The 19,337-nt window shown below is 58.7% G+C and carries 19 protein-coding genes; 10 read left to right on the forward strand and 9 right to left on the reverse strand.

The features are described 5' to 3' along the window. Positions 1–35: 35 nt before the first annotated feature. Positions 36–1,568, forward strand: a complete 1,533-nt coding sequence (locus tag PSN43_RS11100; protein WP_272700792.1) for a choice-of-anchor I family protein — start codon at positions 36–38, stop codon at positions 1,566–1,568. Positions 1,569–1,644: 76 nt separating this feature from the next. Here the strand turns inward: PSN43_RS11100 and nhaA are convergent, their stop codons facing one another. Further along, positions 1,645–3,015, reverse strand: a complete 1,371-nt coding sequence (gene nhaA / locus PSN43_RS11105; RefSeq protein ID WP_272700793.1) for a Na+/H+ antiporter NhaA — start codon at positions 3,013–3,015, stop codon at positions 1,645–1,647. Positions 3,016–3,307: 292 nt separating this feature from the next. Here nhaA and PSN43_RS11110 point away from each other — a divergent pair, with 292 nt between their 5' ends. The 4 genes from PSN43_RS11110 to PSN43_RS11125 are packed head-to-tail and all read left to right on the forward strand — an operon-like array spanning position 3,308 to position 5,983. Further along, a complete protein-coding gene (locus PSN43_RS11110; RefSeq protein WP_272700794.1) occupies positions 3,308–3,754 on the forward strand; it encodes a pyridoxamine 5'-phosphate oxidase family protein in 447 nt (148 codons plus the stop codon). A gap of 12 nt (positions 3,755–3,766) precedes the next feature. Next, positions 3,767–4,357, forward strand: coding sequence for a GDSL-type esterase/lipase family protein (locus tag PSN43_RS11115; RefSeq protein WP_272700795.1), 591 nt, complete (start codon positions 3,767–3,769; stop codon positions 4,355–4,357). Next, positions 4,350–5,390 (forward strand): threonine aldolase family protein, encoded by a 1,041-nt coding sequence (locus PSN43_RS11120; protein ID WP_272700796.1) that lies wholly within the window; start codon positions 4,350–4,352, stop codon positions 5,388–5,390. The genes PSN43_RS11115 and PSN43_RS11120 overlap by 8 nt, the downstream gene beginning before the upstream one ends. Then, positions 5,387–5,983, forward strand: a complete 597-nt coding sequence (locus PSN43_RS11125; RefSeq protein WP_272700797.1) for a TIGR00730 family Rossman fold protein — start codon at positions 5,387–5,389, stop codon at positions 5,981–5,983. Before PSN43_RS11120 ends, PSN43_RS11125 begins: the two co-directional genes overlap by 4 nt. Before the next feature lie 24 nt (positions 5,984–6,007). Here PSN43_RS11125 and PSN43_RS11130 read toward each other — a convergent pair whose 3' ends face one another. From PSN43_RS11130 to PSN43_RS11140, 3 genes are read right to left on the reverse strand one after another with little or no spacing between them, the layout of a single operon-like run. Continuing rightward, on the reverse strand, positions 6,008–6,379 hold the full coding sequence (locus PSN43_RS11130) for a hypothetical protein (RefSeq protein WP_272700798.1): 372 nt from the start codon (positions 6,377–6,379) through the stop codon (positions 6,008–6,010). A 14-nt stretch (positions 6,380–6,393) separates the two neighbouring features. Continuing rightward, positions 6,394–8,823, reverse strand: coding sequence for an AAA family ATPase (locus tag PSN43_RS11135; protein WP_272700799.1), 2,430 nt, complete (start codon positions 8,821–8,823; stop codon positions 6,394–6,396). After that, the gene (locus PSN43_RS11140; RefSeq protein WP_272700800.1) at positions 8,820–9,059 is read right to left on the reverse strand and encodes a hypothetical protein; all 240 of its coding nucleotides are present in this window, start codon (positions 9,057–9,059) and stop codon (positions 8,820–8,822) included. The genes PSN43_RS11135 and PSN43_RS11140 overlap by 4 nt, the downstream gene beginning before the upstream one ends. 298 nt (positions 9,060–9,357) lie before the next feature. Between PSN43_RS11140 and PSN43_RS11145 the strand changes: the two genes are divergently transcribed. Further along, positions 9,358–9,663 carry an LOG family protein gene (locus PSN43_RS11145; protein ID WP_272700801.1) on the forward strand — a complete coding sequence of 102 codons (306 nt, stop codon included), beginning with the start codon at positions 9,358–9,360 and terminating at the stop codon, positions 9,661–9,663. Between the two features lie 61 nt (positions 9,664–9,724). Here the strand turns inward: PSN43_RS11145 and PSN43_RS11150 are convergent, their stop codons facing one another. From PSN43_RS11150 to PSN43_RS11160, 3 genes are all read right to left on the reverse strand, one after another. After that, positions 9,725–11,347, reverse strand: a complete 1,623-nt coding sequence (locus PSN43_RS11150) for a glucan biosynthesis protein (protein WP_272700802.1) — start codon at positions 11,345–11,347, stop codon at positions 9,725–9,727. A 241-nt stretch (positions 11,348–11,588) separates the two neighbouring features. Then, positions 11,589–12,311: a DsbA family protein gene (locus tag PSN43_RS11155; RefSeq protein WP_272700803.1), complete on the reverse strand. Its 723-nt coding sequence runs from the start codon at positions 12,309–12,311 to the stop codon at positions 11,589–11,591. A gap of 75 nt (positions 12,312–12,386) precedes the next feature. Next, positions 12,387–14,216, reverse strand: a complete 1,830-nt coding sequence (locus PSN43_RS11160; RefSeq protein ID WP_272700804.1) for a lysophospholipid acyltransferase family protein — start codon at positions 14,214–14,216, stop codon at positions 12,387–12,389. A 246-nt stretch (positions 14,217–14,462) separates the two neighbouring features. Here PSN43_RS11160 and PSN43_RS11165 point away from each other — a divergent pair, with 246 nt between their 5' ends. The 3 genes from PSN43_RS11165 to groL all read left to right on the forward strand — a co-directional run bounded on the left by PSN43_RS11165 (position 14,463) and on the right by groL (position 17,065). Next, positions 14,463–14,897 (forward strand): bacteriohemerythrin, encoded by a 435-nt coding sequence (locus PSN43_RS11165; RefSeq protein ID WP_272700805.1) that lies wholly within the window; start codon positions 14,463–14,465, stop codon positions 14,895–14,897. Between the two features lie 170 nt (positions 14,898–15,067). Continuing rightward, positions 15,068–15,355 carry a co-chaperone GroES gene (gene groES / locus PSN43_RS11170; protein ID WP_272700806.1) on the forward strand — a complete coding sequence of 96 codons (288 nt, stop codon included), beginning with the start codon at positions 15,068–15,070 and terminating at the stop codon, positions 15,353–15,355. Positions 15,356–15,412: 57 nt separating this feature from the next. Beyond that, on the forward strand, positions 15,413–17,065 hold the full coding sequence (groL, locus tag PSN43_RS11175) for a chaperonin GroEL (protein WP_272700807.1): 1,653 nt from the start codon (positions 15,413–15,415) through the stop codon (positions 17,063–17,065). Between the two features lie 262 nt (positions 17,066–17,327). Here groL and PSN43_RS11180 read toward each other — a convergent pair whose 3' ends face one another. Together PSN43_RS11180 and PSN43_RS11185 are read right to left on the reverse strand one after the other, a co-directional pair. Continuing rightward, positions 17,328–17,753: a hypothetical protein gene (locus PSN43_RS11180; RefSeq protein ID WP_272700808.1), complete on the reverse strand. Its 426-nt coding sequence runs from the start codon at positions 17,751–17,753 to the stop codon at positions 17,328–17,330. Positions 17,754–17,845: 92 nt separating this feature from the next. Further along, on the reverse strand, positions 17,846–18,736 hold the full coding sequence (locus PSN43_RS11185) for a LysR family transcriptional regulator (protein ID WP_272700809.1): 891 nt from the start codon (positions 18,734–18,736) through the stop codon (positions 17,846–17,848). A 96-nt stretch (positions 18,737–18,832) separates the two neighbouring features. Here PSN43_RS11185 and PSN43_RS11190 point away from each other — a divergent pair, with 96 nt between their 5' ends. After that, complete coding sequence (locus PSN43_RS11190) at positions 18,833–19,294, forward strand: hypothetical protein (RefSeq protein WP_272700810.1); 462 nt, start codon at positions 18,833–18,835, stop codon at positions 19,292–19,294. The last annotated feature ends 43 nt before the right edge of the window (positions 19,295–19,337 follow it).

Consider the following 19,337-nt stretch of genomic DNA (forward strand, 5'->3'; position numbering starts at 1 on the left):
CTCCACCGACATTGAACGCATCACAGGAGGATGGAATGCATCGACTATTCTTCGCCGTCTTGAGCGTCATGCTCATGGCCGCCTCGGCCCATGCCCTCGAACTGACTCCCGCCGGGACGTATTCATCCGGCATCTTCAACGAATCCGCAGCCGAAATCGTGGCCTTCGACCCAGAGGGGAAACAGGTCTACGTGGTCAACGCCCACAAGAACGTGGTGGACGTCCTCGACGTTTCGGACATCGCAAAACCCGTCAAAAAGACCAGCTTCGACTTTTCCCGATACGGCAAGGGGGCCAACTCGGTGGCCTACCATGACGGCATGATCGCCGTGGCCGTCGAGGCCGATCCCAAACAGGCACCCGGACACGTCGTCGTGGTGGACCGCATGGGGCGCACCCTGGCCGCCTTCCGCGTGGGCGCGCTGCCGGACATGGTCACCTTCTCGCCGAACGGCAAGTACATCCTGGCCGCCTGCGAGGGCGAACCCAATGACGACTACTCGAACGACCCCGAAGGCTCGGTCAGCGTCATCGACATCTCCGCCGGACTGGACAAGGCCGTCAACCACAGTGTCCGGTTCACCGCCTTCAACCCGGTCAAGGAACACCTCCAGGCACAGGGCGTGCGTATTTCCCACCCCGGCTCCACCGTGGCGCAGGACCTTGAGCCCGAGTATATCGCGGTGTCCCCTGATTCCCGCCTCGCCTTCGTGACCTTGCAGGAGAACAACAGCGTGGCCGTGGTGGACATCGCCGAAGCCCGCGTGACCAAGATACTGCCCCTCGGCCTCAAGGACTGGTCCGGACTCGTCATGGACGCCAGCGACAAGGACGGCGCCATCAACCTGAAGCACTGGCCCGTATACTCGGCCTACATGCCCGACGGCGTCTCCGCCTTCGCCATGGACGGTCGCAATTATTTCATCACCGCCAACGAAGGCGACTCCCGAGAGTACGGCGACTATGCCGACGAAAAGCGGCTGGGCAAGGCGGACCTCGACTCCAAGGCGTTCCCCGACGGCGAAGCTCTCAAGGACAAGAAGGCCCTGGGCCGCCTCAAGACCATTCCCGATCTGTCCGACACCGACGGAGACGGCGACTACGACCGCATCGTGGCCTTCGGCGGACGCTCCTTCTCCATCTGGGACGAAAACGGCGGCCTGGTCTTCGACTCCGGCGACATGTTCGAGCGTTTCCTGGCCCGCGACCATGCGGAATGGTTCAACGCCACCAATGACGAAAACAAGTTCGACGACCGTTCGGACGACAAGGGGACCGAGCCGGAATCCGCCGAGATCGGCGTCATCGACGGCCGCACCTATGTCTTTGTGGGCCTTGAGCGGATGGGAGGCATCATGGTCTTCGACATCACCGATCCCCGCAAGCCCGCCTTCGTCACCTATAGGCTGGACCGCGACTTCTCCGGCGACCCGGGAAAAGGCACCGCAGGCGACCTCGGCCCCGAGGGACTTCTTTTCGTGCCCGCCTCGGAAAGCCCCTCCGGGACTCCCCTGCTCATCGTCGGGAACGAAGTCTCCGGGACCACGACCATCTACACCGTGCAATAATCCCGCCCCCGCCCGCGACACGAAAAGCCCCCGCCGATCATCCGACCGGCGGGGGCTTCATTTTCGCATATGGCCGCTAGGCGTCTGTGGGGAGTTCCTCCTGGCCGTCCTTCCCGACATCCGGGGCGAGGAATCTGAGGACCAGATAGCCGAGCACCCCCGAAACCAGGGAGGCGAAAAGAATGGCGATCTTGGCCAGGGCCACCAGGTTCGTGCCCTCTTCAAACGCAAGATTGCCTATGAAGATGGACATGGTGAAGCCCACGCCGGCGAGGCAGGACGCGCCCCATAGATGGACCATGGTGGTCCTGTCCGGGAACGAGGCCAGCCCCAACTTGTTGATAATCCAGCACGCCCCGGCGACACCGACCTGCTTGCCCACCACGAGGCCGATGAACACGCCAAGGGAAACCGGCGTGAGCAGTTCCTGGAAGACGTTCGCATCCAGCAGCACGCCCGCGTTGGCCAGGGCGAAGACGGGCATGATGAAGAAGGACACCCACGGGTGCAGGGAATGCTCGATGTTCTGCAACGGCGTGGTGGCCGCATCGTATGCGTGCTCCATGGAGTGCAGGGCCATCTGCTGCTCCTTGTTGGTCAGCACGGTCTTGCCGGGCGTGATGGCCATTTCGAAGACCTCGGCCGCTTGGCGCAGTTCCTCGACGAAGGTGGAGCAATTCATGCGAGTTCCGGCCGGGATGGTCATGGCCGCCAGCACGCCCGCGATGGTGGCGTGAATGCCGGACATGAGGAAGGCCAGCCAGACCACGACGCCGAGCACCATGTACGGAATGGAGTTGCGGATGCGCCAGCCCAGGTTGAGCATGAGCATGAAGGCGAGCGCGGCCAGCCCGATGAAGAGGGCCAGCAGATTCAGGGTGTCGGTGTAGAAGACGGCGATGACCAAAATGGCCCCGATGTCGTCCACGATGGCCACGGCGGTCAGGAAAATCTTGAGCCCAACAGGCACCCGGCTGCCCAGCAGGGACATTATGCCCAGGGCAAAGGCGATGTCCGTGGCCATGGGGATGCCCCATCCTGAAGCCGAATCCAGGCCGTTGTTCAGGGAAAAGAAGATGAGCGCGGGCACGGCCATGCCGCCCACGGCAGCGGCCACGGGCATGATGGTCTGGCTCGGCGTGGACAATCCGGCCACCATCAATTCGCGTTTGATCTCCAGCCCGACGAGAAAAAAGAAAATGGCCATGAGGCCATCGTTGATCCACAACAGCGCGGGTTTGGACAGAATCCAATTGCCCACGCCCACAGTCAGCTTGGTCTGCCACAGCGCATGGTAGCTTGCCGCCCAGGGCGAGTTGGCCCAAACCAGGGCGGCAACGGTGCAGACCATCAGCGCGATGCCGCCTGCGGCCTCCATACGGAAAAATTTATCAAATGAACTCAGTACGTAATGGACCGGCAATGGCCTGTCCTGGGGTCGCCTCATAGGTCGCTCCTGTTGCGGTTACGGTAAATATTATAACACCATTCGCCCCGAGAGCAACACCCCGTGATAATTTCGCCGATATTTCCAAGAGGTTTCCGCATTGCCGCCCCATTCCATCCGCTCGGCCCAAGCCGTTCGGCCGGGGCGAATCCCGCGCCGGAAAGCTGCTCCAGCGCATACCGTCCCCGCGTCCACAGCGGCCCGGTTGAGGAAATGGCGCGTGCGAAGCTTGCCTTCGGCCCCATGGAAGCTTACTAGTCTGTTTTCCGTTTTTGATTAAATTGGAGGAACCATGCGCAAAGACGTAACCCAAGACAAGTCCGTGATCTCCGACATTCTGGACAGAGCCGAGGTCGTCTGGCTGGCTCTTTCCGACAAGGACGGCCCCTACTGCGTCCCCGTCAATTTCGCCCGGGACGGCGACACGCTCTACATCCACTCCGGCATGAAGGGCCGCAAGGCCGCCTGCCTAAATTCGGGCGCGCCCCTGGCTTTCTCCGCGGCCGTGGACATAGAGCTCCGGACCAGCGACGAAAACGCCTGCAAATGGGGATACCGCTTCCGCTCGATAATGGGCGGCGGCACGCCCCGCGCACTGGACGGCGACGATAGAATGCGCGCCCTGGACCGCATCACCCGCAAGTACGCGGGCCGGGAACTCCCCTACAACGAACAGGTTTTGGGCATCACCGCCGTGTACGCCATCGATATCACGTCCGCCACCGCGCGGATCAAGTAACGAGAGGAAACCATGATTACCTTTTTCATCGGCGACTCCCTGACGCTGGGCTGCGGCGACGCGACCGGGCTCGGCTGGCCCGGCAGAATCGCGACCGCGCTCATGCGCGGCGGCCAGGACCTCACCTGGTACAACCTGGGCGTCCGGGCCAACACCACCATCAAGATTCTCAACCGCTGGCGGGACGAATTCGCTCTCCGCTTCCTGCCGGGCCAGAACACCCGCCTGATATTCTCCTTCGGCGTGGCCGACATCGCCAACGACGTTCCCACACAGACGTCCTTCGACAACGCCGAGGCGATCCTGTCCGAGGCCAAGGGCATAGGCCCCACCCTGTTCATCGGCCCCACGCCCGTGGGCGACCAGGACAGGACAGAGCGCATCACGCGGCTCTCAATGGGATTCGAGTCCCTGTGCGACCGGCTCGGCGTGCCCTGCGTCCCGGTAATCCAATCTCTCAAGGACTCAGCGCCCTACGCGTCCGCGCTGGCGGCCTACGACAACGTCCATCCCGCGGCCGGGGGCTACGAAACCCTTGCCGAGCTTCTTCTCAAATCCGACACGGTGCGTAATTTCTTCGATCTGGAGAACGACAATGACTGATCTGAAATCCTTTGCCAGCGACAACAACGCGGGCGCCCACCCGGCCGTAATGGAGGCCGTTGTCCGGGCCAACACCGGATTCCGCAAATCCTACGGCGACGACGAACTGTCCATCCACACCGACGAGGTGTTCAAGGAATTCTTCGGCTCCCAGGCGCGCATCCACTACGTGACCACCGGCACAGCGGCCAACGTGCTCGGCCTGCGCTCCGTCACTCATACCTACAACTCCGTGCTCTGTGCCGCCCAGGCCCACATCAACAACGACGAATGCGGAGCGCCCGAGGCGTTCGGCGGCATCAAGCTGGTGCCCATTCCGTCCAAGGACGGCAAGCTCACGCCGGGTATGGTCGCCCCCTATCTCGGCCACATCGGCTTCGTCCACGCATCGCAGCCCAAGGTCATTTCCATCACCCAGCCCACGGAACTCGGCAAGCTCTACACCTTGAAGGAGATCGAGGACCTGGTGGAGTTCGCCCATGACCGCGACCTGCTCGTGCACATGGACGGGGCGCGCCTTGCCAACGCCTGCGCCGCGCTCGACTGCTCCTTCTTCGACATGACCACCGCGCTCGACGTGGACTTCATTTCCTTCGGCGGCACCAAGAACGGCTGCCTCATGGGCGAGGCCGTGCTGTTCCTCAACCCGGACATAGGCGAAGGGTTCCCCTACCTGCGCAAACAGGCCATGCAGCTGGTCTCCAAGATGCGTTTCGTCTCGGCCCAGCTCGAAGCCTACCTGGCCGACGACCTGTGGCTCAAGAACGCCACGCACGCCAACGCCATGGCCAAACGGCTGGCCGACAAGGCGGGAGCCATCGAAGGCGTGGACATCAAGGGAACCGTGGACTGCAACTCCCTGTTCGCGCACATCCCGCCACGGGCCACGGAAATCCTGCTGGAAAAGTATTACTTCTATGTCTGGGACGAGCACGACCACACCGTTCGCTGGATGACCTCCTGGGCCACCACCGAGGAAATGGTCGACGAATTCGTGGCAGACCTGCGCAAAGCCGTGGAGGCCGCCAAGTGACCAGGGAGCTGAAACGAATCTGCGTCTACCTGGGGTCCAACCCCGGCAACAACCCGGCATATGTGGCCGCCGCCGTGGCCCTCGGCCGCGAACTGGCCGCCCGCCACATCGGACTGGTCTACGGGGGGTCCTCCACCGGTCTCATGGGCCGGTTGGCCGACACCTGCCTGGCCGAGGGCGGGGAGGTCATCGGCGTCATCCCCAAGCGTCTGGTGGAAAAGGAAATCGCCCATAAGGGGCTGTCCGAGTCCCATGTGGTCAATTCCATGCACGAGCGCAAACAGCTCATGGCCGACTTCTCCGACGCCTTCATCGCCCTGCCCGGCGGCATCGGCACCCTTGAGGAGTTCTTCGAGGTCCTGACCTGGAACCAGCTCGGCTACCACGCCAAGCCGTGCGGCCTGCTCGACGTGTCCGGGTACTACGCCTGCCTGACCGACCATCTCAACCGCATGGTCGACGAAGGGTTCCTCATGGCCGACCACCGCCGCATGGTCCTTACCAGCCCGGACCCGGGCGAGCTTATCGATCGCTTTGCGAATTACGTCCCGCCGCAGGTGGATAAATGGATTGAGATAAAGAAGGGGTTGTAGCCTGCGGCAGGTAGAGTAAAAAAACTACCCGTAAGTTGCTTGAAACAACTCCCTTTCTTCTCTGCTTGCAGGACGAACAGGAATCACCCGAACGGTTTCATCGGGGCGCATAGTCGTGACCATGAATACCACGTTGTTTTGGTCATCGTAGCAAAGATGGTTGTGCCTAACTTCATCACCGTACTCGTTATTTGCGACAACTTTTTTTCTGGTCATCATTGGTGATAACGAGAAAGGTTGTATGATTCTGTTCAAAAAATCGACTCCGCTTTCTAGAGCGTATCCATGCTTTTTACGGTTTATTTCGTCCTTGTCCGGGTCGTAGTCTATCTTTGTACTTCCAAAAACAATGCGGAAGTCCTCGTCTTCAATTCCAAGTATGTCGACGATGTTCATGGTCACCTCTTTTGTTACAGACTCGGTTCTCCAGAGCAGTAGCCGCAAGCCAAACAGTGCTCCTCAGCTTCTTTTAGGCTCAAAGCGAAATCTCGAACTGCACCAAAACCTACGTCAAAGAGATTTGGAGAGTCGTGGCTTAACTCATTGATTAGGTTGTCGACTCCAAAAACTCTCATGACCAATTGCTCTGCCCGTGCCTTTTCCAAGGCTGGATGTCCATTTTGTGAAGACATCAACGCTCCTGCCAACACTTGTTTAAGTTTAGTCGGGTTGTTCAGACCATTCTCTGCGCAGGCTTTCTTGGCAGCTCTGTAATAGGCGTTGCTTTCAGATGGCTTTGAAAAATCGAGCAAATCTTTAATGGTGTATCGATTGTCGACCTTATAAGGGAGATACATCTGGAATCGGACGATCATCCTTTTCATAAAGGATTCAGTGACTATTCGTAAAAGACTTCCAAGAGTAAGATATCTTTCCTCTGTCAATGCAGTCTGAATGTGATCCCAATTCCCATTGAGTGTTGTAAGTGTTGGGCCAGTCTCAGGAGTCCACGAACCATACTTAGTTGCTTTCCAGGACTTCTTCAGGCCGAGCGCATCGGCTTTGTTGAGTAGAATCTTTCCCCATCGTTCATCGTGGGTAGTCACCAATAGTTGATAGTCTTGGAACTGATGCACAAGCAACTCCGCAATCCTGTCTTGATGATCACGGTCAATGCTGGAGACGACATCGTCTAGGACCAGAAGCGTCCCTTTGGGATTGAATTCTTGGACAGCGGCAAGATAGACAGCCAGTCCAAGGGAATCCAAATGGCCCTCGCTTAAGAAAAGTTCGGGGTTGGCGTCAACGACACCAAGAAAGTCAACTCCTAGTCTAAGGAGCCATGCCCTCCCCTGTTGGGGAGTGATGAATATGTCTTTACACTCTGGAGCTTCCCCACAACCTTCGTGCAGAAAATTATATATTTTTAAAACCCTACCCTTAAACCGCTGTAGGCTGTCTGCTAATGATTTTGAGTAGGCTTTATTATAGGTCTTTTTGATTCTGTCGGCCAAGCTCGCAAATCTTATCGCTGCAGCAACTTCCTCTTCAAGGGACTCGATAGCTTTTGCATGCTTATTAAGCATTGTGAGAGACACATGTAGCCCAACAATATCTCTGTCTAATCTCTTCTCTAAGATATCCTTTTCATTCTGTAATTTCTCTTGAAGTTTTTCGGCGATGCTCCTGTTAAGCTGGCACCCATCTGCAAACTGGGTGAATGCTTCATTGTTATCTCCGATGAATTGTTCAACGCCTTCCAGAACAATGTGCTTTAGCCAAGCGTATGTTGCACTCCATAGTTCTTTTTCTCCGTCAGAACTGAAGTGTTCAGCACAGCTTTCGAGGACTTCGAGGTAGTTGTCTCTTGCTTTCGCGAGCGCATCGGTGAATCTAGCCAGCATCATCCTTTTTCGACTTTGCGCTGACCTGAGGTTGGCAAGACTTTCTTCCCGTTGACGTAAATCATCAAGCAATTCAACCGGAGAAACCCCGTTACCACATAACGGGCAGAGATTTTCATTTGGGTGTTTCTCAAAAAAGCTTATTCCTTCGTTAATAATTGCCCATTTTTCTCCATCTACCGAATTTTTAAGAGCCTGTTCTACATCCGAGTATGCCTCTTCCAATAGAATTAATTCTTCTTCGTAGTTCGGAGGGAAGGTTGGGCTGAGGCTTGCAAGTCCTAAACAGACTTTATCCAAAAGAACCTGGTCGGCTCCTCCAATTTTTGGGGAGAGAAGTTCTATTGCCGTCGGAATGTCATCGACTGAGTTGATTGCAGGCAGGTCTATTCTTACAGCTAATACAGATGCCGCTTGAATGCCTTGTATGAGTGATTTTGGCACATCGCCATCAGGCAGGGAGCATTGCTCCAACTTCCCTTGCAATAGCTGCTGAACTCTATCTAATTCGAGTTTGGCTTCATTGTGAGCCTCATTGAACGCCTCTTTCTGGCGTTCTAAATTATCCATGCCCAACAGTGCCATAAACGCTTTAAATCTATCGCCCGGACGAGCTTGAATGAAAGCGAGCAAACGATTCCGCCTGAGAATAAAACTCTCAACAGAGGGATAGCCAGCAAAGCCTCCTTGCCCTGGTGGTGTCCAAATCGGTGCCCCCCCCTTGGGGATGTCTACAACAGATGGGTCTCCTGAGCGTGGCCAAATAGAAATTTTGGGGTCGTTAGTCGCATATACGTTTGGTAAAGAGGATGCGTCTTCTAAATGAGAAACAGCTCCTTGGAAAAAAAGCTCAATGCCGTCGGCTATGGATGATTTCCCCTTTCCATTGCCGCCGACGATGAGGACATTGTTCCCGTCAAATTGAACGGTACAAGTGTTAGCTCCGAGTCCGCGGAACCCTTGGAATTGGATGGCCTTGATTTTGGAGAAGATCATCCTTCACCCTCCAGACCTTCTTCATAGTCACACAGAATATTAAGAATTTTATGAGGGTCGGGGTATTTTTCATTGAGGTAAGCAGTGAGCTTGTCCCTGACTTGATCACAAATAGCTTGCTCTTTCTTTAGCCCGCCATCGAAATTGCTTGCCAGCTCATTCATCAGATAGCTTTTTAAACCAGCTGCTTCAGCCTTCTCCTCGGGGGAGAGTTCCTTGACATCATCTCCTTGCATGTTTCAACTCCCGAATGTTTGTGAATTCAATGGTGCATTTTGGTCTATACATGTTTTATGAATTGCATACACTAAAGTTGATTTTACTCAATAAAGTCAACGATTATCTTTGCTAGCTGCTTTTTGAAATTAGCTCGTTATAAATTTATTGTTGAGCTGGTCAAGTTCTGCCTATAGACGATTCCGGCTCTGGGTTTGGGGAATACCCATCAGGCACCCCAGGATATCCCCTTGCACTCAAATGTATATCAAGCGCGTATATCAAAGCCTTATGGAGTGAACTTGGCTGTCGCCGTAGATGTTCAATAAGACGCTGATATTATGTATAGTTTTGCAGTGGGCGAACGAAGGCCATGTGCTCCTTGAGCATTTGACCTGGAACCAGCTCGGCTACCACGCCAAGCCGTGCGGCCTGCTCGACGTGTCCGGGTACTACGCCTGCCTGACCGACCATCTCAACCGCATGGTCGACGAAGGGTTCCTCATGGCCGACCACCGCCGCATGGTCCTTACCAGCCCGGACCCGGGCGAACTTATCGATCGCTTTGCGAATTACGTCCCGCCACAGGTGGATAAATGGATTGAACTGAAAAAGGGCCTCTAGAAGAGGCCCTTTTTTGTTCATTAGGTCGGGAGCCTTCCGCCCCCCGGATTCCCGGCACCCGTTATTGCAAGTGCCCGGGGTTGTGGAGTTGGCGCTGGTCCGCCGGAGGCGGGCTCCATTGGTAGGTCCAGGTCTCGGACAAGGCCCGCCCGCCGGATTTGAGGACCAGCCGCAGATTGATCGGGCGCTCGCTCTCGTCAGGCGGGACGAGATCGAAACGGACACGGTATCCGTTGGCGGAATGCAGCGGCAGGACCGAGGTCAGCTCGATCTCACCGGCCGAAGTCTCGATGGCGGCGGTGACCTTTTCGCCTTTGGCCAACCCGGTAAGCGGACCGCCGGAAAAATCCACCACGAATCGCTTGCTGTAGTGCGTGCGCCGTTTGCCCACTTCGCCGCCGAGTCCGGTGAACGTGTCCGCGACATGGGCCAGTTCTTCGGGGCCGGGCAAAGCCGTACCCCAGAGCAGATCATAGCTGAAGAGCAATTCCTGGCCCGGCTCCACTGGTTTTTCCGGATTCCAGAAGGCCACGATATTGTCGAAAGTCTCGTCCAGGGCAGGAATCTCCACCAACTGCACCGTCCCTTTGCCCCAGCCGCCTCGCGGGACGACCCACAGGCCGGGCCGCTTGTCGTAGTATACGCCGTCGTCCTGATAATGATCGAAATCCTGGTCGCGCTGGAGCAGGCCGAAGCCCTTGGGATTCTCGTCCATGTATGCGTTGAAGCGGAGGTTGCGCGGATTGTTCAGAGGCCGCCAGATCCATTCCCCCGTCCCGGTGTGCATGGCCAACCCGTCCGAATCGTGAATCTCGGGCCGCCAGTCGTAGCCGGTGCGCCTGTCGTTCTCTCCGACCATGAACATGCTGGTCAACGGAGCGATGCCGAGACGTTCAACCGCAGTGCGCGGATAGAGCGCCGTGTCCACGCGCATGGACAGCGTGTCGCCGGGGGTTATGTCGAAGCGGTAGGCCCCGGTGATGCTGGGTGAATCGAGCAGCGCATAGACCGTGGCGGTATGGCTGCCCGGCTCCGGGCGCTGGAGCCAAAAGGCGGTGAAGGTCGGAAACTCCTCGGGCCTGGGCAAGGCGGTGTCCACCGCCAGACCGCGCGCGGACAGGCCGTACTGCATTTCCTTACCCACGGCGCGGAAATAGCTCGCCCCGAGAAACGCGACAACATCGCGCTCCCAATCGGGACTGAATTGCATACGGAAGCCCGCGAACCCCATGTCCTTGGGCAGCTTGTCCGGGTCGATGCCGGACTTGCCGTAGTCGAACAGCCCGGCATCGTAGCCGACCATTTTCACCTTGCCGCCGTTCAATTCATAGATGGCCACAGGCCGCTTGAAATACAGGCCGAGGTGAAAAAGCGTGGCCTGGAATTTCGAATCCCGGTCGCGCCACAGGGCATGATCCTTGTTGAAGCGGATGGCCTGGTATTGATCCCAGGTCATGTTCCCGACAGCCTCGGGAACCTCGCCGTCATGGTCGGCGTACGGCTGCTGGGCCAGGGCGCGGGCCATGCCCTTGAGCGCGGCGTAGTCGAAGGAAGCGGCGGGAGGCGAATCGGCAAAGGCGCAGCCCGAAAAGACGGGCAGCAGCAGGCCCGCTGCGACGAACAGCAAAACGGCCAGGGACCGAATGCGGCGCGGGGCGGGCGTCGTGGTAGATGAAATGGCCATGGGGCTATCTCCTTGTATTGAGACTGGTGCGAACCACCCGGGCACCCGAATTGTTCCGGGGGAATGGCAAAAGATAAAATGTAGGGGGAATCGATGGTCGAAGCATAGCTCAGGCATCCTGACAGTTCCTCGGTGGACGGCAACGGTTTCCCCTTCTATGGGAATGCCGGAGAACCTGCAAGCAAGTCCAATGGGACCGAGGCCGCAAGGCGTTTTTAAGCCTAAATCGGCCGAGACACGATCATTTGCACATACCGGCCCCTTCGAGCACCTTGAGCCAGACGCCGGGGCCGAAACCCAGAACAACGCTGTCGCCCGCCACCAGAATGGGGGTGCCGGGGAGATGGGCCGCTTTGGAGAGTTCGGCGCTTTCCAGCACGTGGACCTCATGGTCCTTTTGAAGCCGCAAATACAACGCATCGAGCGTCGTGCCGTCGAGCAGTTCGGGAAAGGCCTCGGTGAACTGGGCCAGCACGATCATGCGCGCCTCCATGAGGTCTTCCGCCTTGGGCTGCCGAAGGTCCTCGTAGGCGAAATCGACCAATTTGCGCAGACGCTTCGTGCCTGCCGCGTCCTCCATGATCCAGGCGGCCATGTCGGAGCCGATAAAGCTTCGGCGCGGGAAAAAGGAAAGGCGAAGCTTGCCGTACAGCTTGGGATACTCGCCCAAAAGCTTGTGGGCCAGTCGGCAATGCCAGCATAGGGGATCGGTGACCACTACCACGTCCAGCTCGCCCTGGCCGCGCATCTCCACCACAGCATGGTCGAAGAGCGCACGGAACTCGGGCGAACAGCCGTTCGGAGCCCCGGCCTTCTTGTGGTCACGAGCCCTATCCCGGCTCTCGCTTTCGGCATGAGCGGCGGGGTTGTACTTGTCGGGCGGCAGGTCGCCGACCCGCTGACAACCGGCAAACAACCCCAGGGCAACGATCAGCAACGGCAGAAGTGTAAGCTTGGTTCGCATTTGCTCAACATATGCTCTAAACGCCGGAAAGCCAAGCCCGGGGCTGCAATACGGACGGCCCTCCGCCGCCCGTGGTCAGGCGGCGGCGTTGCCGATCCGGCTTACCGGCGCAGGCCGGTTGGCGTCTTGGAAACGGGCCGTACCCTCGCGTCCCATGAACCGGGACAGGACCTTGGGGTCCGATTTGTGAAGATCCACCAGGATGAGCCCGTCCATGCAGTTGCCGAAATCCGGGTCCATGTTGAAGCCGATGATCTTGCCGCCCAGCTTGAGGTACTGTTTGAGCAGCACCGGAATGGACCGGCCGTCCTCCACGTCGCGCACGAAGTCGGCCACGTCCTCGGGGTTGTCGAAAACCGCCTCGGGCAGGGAGAAGTCGAGCCTTTTCAATTTCTTGACCTTGGGCGGCCGCTTGGGAAGGGCCATCCGGGCCAGCTCGGGCATGGAGCAGTGGCGTTCCATGAAGCCTACGATAAGTTCCCGGGCGATCACCGAGTATTCGCTGGAAATGGACACGCAGCCGAAGAGCCTTGAATAACGGGGATTGCGGACCACATACTCGGCCAAGCCTTTCCACAGCATGAGCAACGGCTGGTAACTGCGCTGGTATTTGGGAATGACGAAGGAACGGCCCAGCTCCAACGCGGGTCCAAGCCCCTCGAGGAAGCCGGGGCGGTAGTCGAAGAGCGTGGAAGTGTACAGCCCGGAAGCGCCCTGCTCGGCAATGATCTCGTCGGTCCTGGCGAAACGGTACGCCCCGGCCACCTCCCGCTCCTTCCGGTTCCAGAGGACCAGGTGGTGGTAGGTGTCGTCGAACTTGTCGATGTCCATGGCCCGGCCGGTGCCCTCCCCAACCTGGCGGAAGGTCTCCTCGCGCTGTATTCCGATCTCGCGCAGCAGCCGGGGAATCATGAACGCCTGGGCGTGGAACACGATGAAGTCGGCGCTTTCGAGCAGGATGTTTTCATCCGGCAGGGTAGCCACTTCGGAGGCGAGGATATGCTTGCCGCGGGAATTGGCGATGGGTTCCATGCGACGCCTGGATTCGCGGGGCTTGAAATTGAAACGGGGCTTGCGCTCGCGGCGCAAAAGATAGGTGCGGAAACGAAGGTAGTCCACAACCGCCTGGTCGTCGCCGTGCTCGGCCAGCTTGTCGTGGCCGATGACCGTGCCCAGGCGCACGCCGATAACGTCGCGGGAGGCGTGCTTCAGGTTCTCATGGGGCAACAGCACGGTGCGCAGCCGGGGATGGATAAGGCCCAAGGTCTGAAACAGGCCCGAGTTGCGGCCGTCGAAGAAGACCGGCAGGGCTGCGGCCCCGGTCTTGCGGATCATGCGGCCGATCATGGGACTCCAGTTCGGGTCGCCCACGCGCCGTTTCTTGACCTTCAGGCTCGACACTTCGCCCGCCGGGAAAACCACCAGCATACCGCCGTCCTTGAGCCAACGCATACAGGCCTTTAGACCGGCGATGTTCTTTCGCGAGGACTCGGCGCCCCCGAACGGGTCCACCTGAATGATGAGGTCGTCCATCTCCGGGATCATGCCGAGCATGAAATTGGCCATGATCTTGATGTCGGAGCGGACCTCCCGAAGGATGCGGACCAGCAAAAGCCCCTCAAGCACGCCGAAGGGATGGTTACAGACAGCCACCAGCGGCCCGGTGCGCGGCACCCGGCTGACGGGCTGGCCGTCGACGGAGAAACGCACCCCGAGCAGATCGAGGGCCTTGTCCACAAAAGAGCCGTCCCCTCCATCCTGCAACGTCGAGTACAGGGAATTGAGGGTGTCGAGCCTGAGGACTTTGGCCAGCGGCCTCCTGACCATGGAAAAAAGGGTGTGGCGAACGGGGTCGTTGAAAGGCGAATCCAGATTGAACAGCGGACCGGCTAGGCGATCTTCCATTTTCATCCTCCTAAATATGGTTGCCAGACCATACTCGGGCAGCCGCCCTCCCTTCGCGCCACATCCATGACATTTCAGCGCATTTTGGTGACGTCTTTCAGGCGGTGGTGTGACGCCGCCGACCGGCTCGCACTTGCCTGCTCCCGGTTACCATTTCCATGGAAAAGGATTTGAGAACAGGTGACATATTTTCGGATTCCCGGTATGGGGAATGTAAAAAAACAACCCGCGTTACAGGAGAAACGCATGTCAGCCAAATCGAAACCGGCCGGATATCCGCCCATCATGGCCCTGGGCATTCCTGAAATCGACGAACAACACGAAACCTTCTTCGCCATGCTCGGCCGCATCGACACGGTGTCGCCGGACATGTATCGCCAGCTCGATGACGACGAAACCGACAACATGCTCGACATCATGAGCGATCTCAAAGACTTCGCCATGCAGCACTTCAGTTTCGAGGAAAACCTCATGGACGAGGCCGACTACCCCGGCCTGGACGGCCAGCAGGATTCCCACGAACGGTTCCTGGACGATATCACCCGCCTGGAAGCCGAGCTCATGAACGGCACCTCCGTGCCGCCCGTCAAGCTCCACGGATTCCTTGCCGACTGGTTCGCCGAACACGTCCGTGAGATGGATCTGCCCTTCGCGGAATTCAGAAAAAAATCCGCAGAATAGGGGCCGCCGCCCTCCGCTTTTCCCCATTCCTCCGTCGGCCGCAGGCGGACCATATTTTTTTTGTCCGTTCGGGTTGACTCCTGCCATGCCGTGTTTATCTAACAGCAAGCCGGGCGGCTCATGTCGCTCGGCGCAAACATTCAAAAAATCCATTTTGGAGGTATAAGAGGATGAAATTGAAACCGCTGAACGACCGAGTCCTGGTCAAGCGTCTGGAAACGGAAGAGAAAACCGCGGGTGGCATCTACATCCCGGATTCCGCAAAGGAAAAGCCCATGAAGGGTGAAGTCGTGGCCGTCGGCCCCGGCAAGCTGGACGAGGCCGGCAAGCGCGTGAACACCACCGTCAAGGCAGGCGATCTGGTCCTGTTTGCCAAGTACGCCGGAACCGAAATCAGCATTGACGGCGAAGAGCACCTGGTCATGCGCGAGGACGATATCCTCGCCATCGTCGAATAGCTCCATATCCGGTACCAATACACTAAACACAATTTTTATATTTAAGGAGAATACACCATGGCGAAAGATATTCTTTTCGATGCCAAGGCCCGTGAGAAACTGAAAGCGGGTGTGGACAAGCTGGCCAACGCGGTCAAAGTCACCCTCGGACCCAAGGGCCGCAACGTCGTGATGGAGAAGTCCTTCGGCTCCCCCGTCATCACCAAGGACGGCGTGTCCGTCGCCAAGGAAATCGAGCTGGAAGACAAGTTCGAGAACATGGGCGCCCAGATGGTCAAGGAAGTCGCCTCCAAGACTTCCGACGTCGCCGGTGACGGCACCACCACCGCTACCGTTCTGGCCCAGGCCATCTTCACCGAAGGCGTGAAGCTGGTTGCCGCCGGACGCTCCCCCATGTCCATCAAGCGCGGTATCGACAAGGCCGTCGAAGCCATCGTCGAAGACCTCGAAAAGGTCGCCAAGCCCACCCGCGATCAGAAAGAAATCGCCCAGGTCGGCACCATCTCCGCCAACAACGACGCCACCATCGGCAACATCATCGCCGAGGCCATGAACAAGGTCGGCAAGGAAGGCGTCATCACGGTCGAGGAAGCCAAGGGTCTCGAAACCACCTTGGACGTCGTCGAGGGAATGCAGTTCGACCGCGGCTACCTCTCCCCCTACTTCGTCACCAACACCGAGCGCATGACCTGCGAAATGGAAGAGCCCCTCATTCTCATCAACGAGAAGAAGGTCTCCAACATGAAGGAACTGCTGCCCGTGCTGGAGCAGTGCGCCAAGATGTCCAAGCCCCTGGTCATCATCGCCGAAGACATCGAAGGCGAAGCCCTGGCCACCCTCGTGGTCAACAAGCTGCGCGGCACCCTGAACGTCGTCGCCGTCAAGGCTCCCGGCTTCGGTGAACGCCGCAAGGCCATGCTGAAGGATATCGCCACCCTGACCGGCGGCCAGGTCGTTTCCGAAGACCTGGGCATCAAGCTGGAAAACCTGACCGTCAATGACCTCGGTTCCTGCAAGCGCATCGTCGTTGACAAGGAAACCACCGTCATCGTCGACGGCGCCGGCAAGGCCGCCGAAATCAAGGGCCGCATCCAGCAGATCCGCGCCGAGATCGCCGACTCCACCTCCGACTACGATCGCGAGAAGCTCCAGGAGCGTCTGGCCAAGATCGTGGGCGGCGTGGCCGTCATCAACGTCGGTGCCGCCACCGAGACCGAGATGAAGGAGAAGAAGGCCCGCGTGGAAGACGCTCTGAACGCCACCCGCGCGGCTGTCGAGGAAGGCATCGTGCCCGGCGGCGGCGTGGTCCTGGCCCGTGCAGGCAAGGCCGCTCTCAAGGTCAAGGCTGCCGATGACGACGAGCAGGCCGGTATCAACATCATCGCCCGCGCCGTGGAAGAGCCGCTGCGCCAGATCGCTGCCAACGCCGGTCTGGAAGGCTCCATCGTTGTCGAGAAGATCAAGGAAGGCAAGGCCGGTTTCGGCTACAACGCCGCCACCGACAACTACGAAGACCTCATCAAGGCCGGTGTCATCGACCCGAAGAAGGTCACCCGCACCGCTCTGCAGAACGCCGCTTCCGTGGCCGGTCTGCTGCTGACCACCGAGTGCGCCATCGCCGACAAGCCCGAGAAGAATGACGCTCCCGCCGGTATGCCCGGCGGCATGGGCGGCATGGGTGGCATGGGCGGCATGGGCGGCATGTACTAAGCCTCCCGGCGCTTTCAGCCCAGCTTACAAAACCCGGCCCCGATCCGCATGGATCGGGGCCGTTTTTTTGAGACCTATATATTCCCCCGCGCCGAAGGCGCATACCGGGATGCAAGGGTGCGAGCCCTTGCCCGCCGGAGGCTAAATCACCCGGCTATTGCCGCGAAGCGGCCTTCAACGCCTGATGTTCCTCTTCAAACAGTAAAAGCGTCGATGGCACATACACCGATCGCGAAAGGACGCCGATTGTCCCGGCGCGTCCCTATTTGGTCTCTCCGCAAAGCTCTTTGGGAGCAGGAACACATTGCTGCCGCCTGAGACTCCATGTCTGGCAGTCCGGGCAGGGAACCGGCGCGACCCACTCGGGGCAATCGAAATCCGCGGTCCGGGCATTCGGGCCAATGGCGGAACTCGCCCGCTCCAGGCAATCCCGGCAGCACATGAGAGCCTTGAGGCCTTCCAGCGATTCACATTTCCTGGTGCAGGCGACGTAGCCGTCGAGAACGGCCCGCTCCTCCTCCGAAGAAAACGCTTCGGCGCAACAGTTGATGCACTCGGCATCGCCGGGCCGACATCCGGACAGACAGACCGTCAGCGGCCCGGACTCGGCCAGTGCGGACGGAGCCGGGCCGCATATGGCCAATAATCCGATCAACGCGGCCAAAAACGTAATCAGTGACTTGCGCATGACGCACCCTCCTTCATTGCGGGTTTGGGTGCAGCATACAACACGAACCTGTCCAAAAACAGGTTTTCGCACAGATTATAACATTCCCGTTCCTAACCGACCTTTCGGAATGCGCGGACTACTTCGAGGAATTTCTGCAATATTGCGGATTGATTTGTTTTTTTCCAAAGAGCGGTAATCTCCCACTGGGGCAGATCGCCGGAAAGCGGCTTGAAGACCACACCGTTCCGTCCGCCCGACGCGCTGGAAGCGGGCACTAGGGCGCAGCCCAGGCCGGTGGCGACCAAGGCCACGGTGGATTGCTCGGTATTCACTTCCTGAACGATGTTGGGCATGAACCCAGCCTTGTGGAAGGAGCCTACCAGCGACCGGTACAGGGCGGGCTGCGCGATACGCTGGTTGAAGATGAGCGGCTGGCCTTCGAGGTCGGTTATATCCAGAGCCTCCCGTTCTGCGAAGGGATGTCCGTCCGGCACAGCCAGGACATACGGCTCACGCAGGAACAGCAGGGAATTGAGCCCGCCGGTGTCGTGGCCGAACAACCGGACAAAGGCGATATCGATGCGGTCGCCGCGCAGAAGCGGCAATTGCTCCGAGGTGGATTGCGCCGAAAAATCCAAGCGGATGCGCTGGTTGCGTTCCCGGAAGGCTCGGATCGCCATGGGCAGCATGGAGAGCGACGCAGGACCGATGAACCCCACGCGCAACTGGCCCTCCAACCCCTTGGCCATATCCTGAACGCAGACGACCGCCTCGGCCAGCCTGTCGCGGACGTCCTTGCACCGCTTGAGAAATTCCTTGCCCTCCGGGGTCAGTGACACCCTCCGGCTGGTCCGCTCAAGGAGCGTGACGCCTAGCTCGTCCTCAAGACGCTTGATCTGCTGCGACAGCGGAGGCTGGGCGATATGGCACCGTTCGGCGGCCCGGCCAAAATGCAGTTCCTCGGCCACGGCGATGAAATAGTTGATCTGTCTCAATTCCATTATTCAGACCTAATCCATATTAATCTTCGTGTAAATATGTATTGGACATATTAATGACACATTTCTACCGTGGCTCCAACGCAAAGGAGGCACGATATGCAGAACGGTTCGCGTATCAAGACATTTTTCATGGCGTTCATCCTCATCTCCATCCTGCCGGGAACGGTCCTCCCAGCACTTGGGGGCGAGGAAGGACAAACGATCTGCTCCGACCTGCCGGGCTCCGCCGGGCTGGTCCTGGACGGACGAGGCAATGCCTACACTGCGGACTGCGCGGCAAACGAAGTGCTGTGCGTTCCGCCAAACGGCGACCCGGTGGTCTACGCCAGGGTGGAAGCGCCCACGGCCCTCGCCATTGACCGGACGCGCATGGTTTTCGTGGGCACGGCTTCCGGCTTGATCTTCATGATCGCCGCCGACGGCGCGGTCAAGCGAACGTATGACTGCGGCAGCCCGGTCTCCGGCCTGAGCTTCGACCGTGACGGCAATCTTCTCGCGGCCACGGGCAAGGGATCGATCCTACGGCTGGCCCGCAAAAATCTCAACGTCCCGAACTAGCCTCCACCAAACCGGACGGGACCAGGGCGTGCCTGATGAGCGT

Origin of the sequence: Desulfovibrio sp. Fe33, from assembly GCF_028532725.1 — a bacterium.
GTDB lineage: Bacteria > Desulfobacterota > Desulfovibrionia > Desulfovibrionales > Desulfovibrionaceae > Pseudodesulfovibrio.